Below are 2950 nucleotides of genomic sequence, written 5' to 3'. Positions count from 1 at the left end.
CCTCGGCGAAGATGTCCACCGACGAGTACACCGAGTACGCCAGGCCGCGGGCTTCCCGGACCTGTTGGAACAGGCGCGAACTCATCCCGCCGCCGAGCACCGTGTTGAGCACCGACAGTGCTTGGCGGTGCGGTCGGTACCGGCCAGGGGAGCGCACGCCCAGCGACATGTGGGTCTGCTCGATGTCGCGGCTGACCACCGTCAACGCGGGGCCGCCCGGCACCCGCGCGGTGCCCTTGCGCGGTGCGGCCGGCCGGCGCCCGCGGACCAGCCGCGGCCCGAACCGCTCACGCACCATCGCCACCACCGCGTCGTGGTCGACGTTGCCGGCCGCCGCCACCACCATCCGCTCCGGGGTGTAGCGGCGCAGGTGAAACGAGTGCAGTTGGGCGCGGGTCATCGCCGACACGGATGCGACGTTGCCGATCACCGGGCGTCCGAGCGGATGGTCGCCGAAGAGGGCCGACAGGAACACGTCACCGAGCGCATCCTCGGGGTCATCGTCGCGCATCGCGATCTCCTCCAGGACGACGTCGCGTTCGAGTTCGACGTCGTCGGCGGCGCAACAGCCGTTGAGGACCACGTCGCTAACGAGGTCGACGGCCAACTCCAGGTCGGTGTCGAGCACGTGGGCGTAGTAACAGGTGTGCTCCTTGCCGGTGAAGGCGTTGAGTTCGCCGCCGACGGCGTCCATCGCTTGCGCCATCGCTGCGGCGGTGCGGGTCGGGGTGGCCTTGAAAAGCAGATGCTCCAGGAAGTGCGCGGCACCGGCGACGGTGGTGGATTCGTCGCGTGACCCGATACCGATCCAGACGCCCACCGACGCCGAACGCACCGACGGCACAAATTCGGTGACCACCCGCAGCCCGCCGGGCAAGGTGGTTCGGCGCACCCCCGCGGACGGCCGTGCGGCGTGCCCGGCGCGGCGCAGGGCGCCCGCGTCAGCTCCCTGCGGTCGCGGCATCAGCAGACCCCGCGGCCCGGGCTGCGTCGGCTGAACCTTCCGAATCGGCCGAGTCGTCAAAGACCAGGATCAGCGAGATCTTGCCGCGTTTGTCGATGTCGGCGATCTCCACCCGCAGCTTGTCACCGACGTTGACCACGTCTTCGACGTGAGCGATTCGCTTGCCCTTCCCGAGTTTGGAGATGTGCACCAGTCCGTCGCGGCCGGGCAGCAGCGACACGAACGCGCCGAAGTCGGTGGTTTTGACCACGGTGCCGAGGAACCGCTCGCCGACCTTGGGCAGCTGCGGATTGGCGATCGCGTTGATCTTGTCGATCGCAGCCTGCGCGGACGGACCGTCGGTGGCGCCGACGAAGACGGTGCCGTCGTCCTCGATGGAGATCTGCGCACCGGTCTCCTCGGTGATCGCGTTGATGATCTTGCCTTTCGGCCCGATCACCTCGCCGATCTTGTCCACTGGCACCTTGATGGTGGTGACCCGCGGCGCGTACGGGCTCATCTCGTCGGGTCCGTCGATGGCCTCGGCCATGACCTCCAAGATGGTCAGCCGGGCGTCTTTGGCCTGCGCCAGCGCCCCTGCCAGCACCCGCGACGGAATGCCGTCCAGCTTGGTGTCGAGCTGCAGCGCGGTGACGAAGTCGCGGGTGCCGGCAACTTTGAAGTCCATGTCGCCGAACGCGTCCTCGGCACCGAGGATATCGGTCAGGGCGACGAATCGGCGCTCCGTGCCGCCACCCTCGACCGTCACGTCGTCGGAGACCAGGCCCATCGCGATACCGGCAACCGGTGCCTTGAGCGGCACCCCGGCGTTCAGCAGCGCCAGCGTCGAGGCGCACACCGATCCCATCGAGGTGGACCCGTTGGAACTCAACGCTTCCGACACTTGACGGATCGCGTACGGGAAGTCCTCGACACTGGGCAGCACCGGCACCAGCGCCCGCTCCGCGAGTGCGCCGTGTCCGATTTCGCGGCGTTTCGGCGAACCGACCCGGCCGGTCTCGCCGGTGGAGTACGGCGGGAAGTTGTAGTGGTGTATGTAGCGCTTGGTTTTCTCCGGTCCCAGCGAGTCGATCGGCTGGGCCATCTTGATCATGTCCAGCGTGGTCACCCCGAGGATCTGGGTTTCGCCGCGTTCAAACAGGGCGCTGCCGTGCGCTCGAGGTACCACCGACACCTCCGCCGACAGGGCACGAATGTCGGTGATGCCGCGCCCGTCGATGCGGAAGTGGTCGGCCAGGATGCGCTGGCGCACCAGCTTTTTGGTCAGCGCGCGAAACGCGGCACCGATCTCCTTCTCGCGCCCGGCAAAGGTTCCCGAGGTTTCCGAAGTTTCCGAAGCTTTCGAGGATCCCGTAAGCCGTTCGAGCACCTCGGTCTTGATCTCGTCGGTGCGCTGGTTGCGTTCGGTCTTGCCGGCGATGGTCAGTGCGGTGGCCAGGTCATCGGCGGCCGCGGACGATACCGCGTCGTACACGTCGTCGCCGTAGTCCGGGAACAGCGGGTATTCGCTGGTCGGTTTGGCAGCCGCGCCAGCGAGTTCCCGCTGGGCGGCGCAGAGCGCTGCGATGAACGGCTTGGCGGCCTCCAGACCTTCGGCCACAATCGTTTCCGTCGGCGCCTGGGCGCCATCTGCGATAAGTTCGATGACGTTGCCGGTAGCCTCGGCTTCCACCATCATGATCGCCACGTCACCGTCATCGAGGGTGCGGCCGGCCACCACCATATCGAACACCGCTCGTTCCAGCTGCTCGACGGTGGGGAACGCCACCCAGGTGCCGTCGATCAGTGCCACCCGTGTGGCACCGACCGGGCCGGAGAACGGCAGCCCGGCCAGTTGGGTCGACGCCGATGCGGCGTTGATCGCCAGCACGTCGTAAAGGTCCTTGGGGTCCAAGCTCATGACGGTCACCACGACCTGGATCTCGTTGCGCAGGCCGGCGACGAACGACGGGCGCAGCGGGCGGTCGGTGAGCCGGCAGGTCAGGA

The 2950-nt window shown here is 67.7% G+C and carries 2 protein-coding genes; both read right to left on the bottom strand.

Going from position 1 to position 2950, the window contains the following annotated elements:
- Positions 1-964: M16 family metallopeptidase (locus AC2VOP_RS20675; protein ID WP_486962702.1), on the bottom strand; the 964-nt coding region annotated here is incomplete at its 3' end.
- Positions 942-2950: polyribonucleotide nucleotidyltransferase (locus tag AC2VOP_RS20670; RefSeq protein WP_486962701.1), on the bottom strand; the 2009-nt coding region annotated here is incomplete at its 5' end. The genes AC2VOP_RS20675 and AC2VOP_RS20670, both read right to left, overlap by 23 nt.

The sequence above is a fragment of the Mycobacterium sp. TH-M106 genome (genome assembly GCF_057473765.1).
The sequence above is the reverse complement of the archived record's forward strand: the minus strand, read 5'-3'. Positions and strand labels throughout refer to the sequence as shown.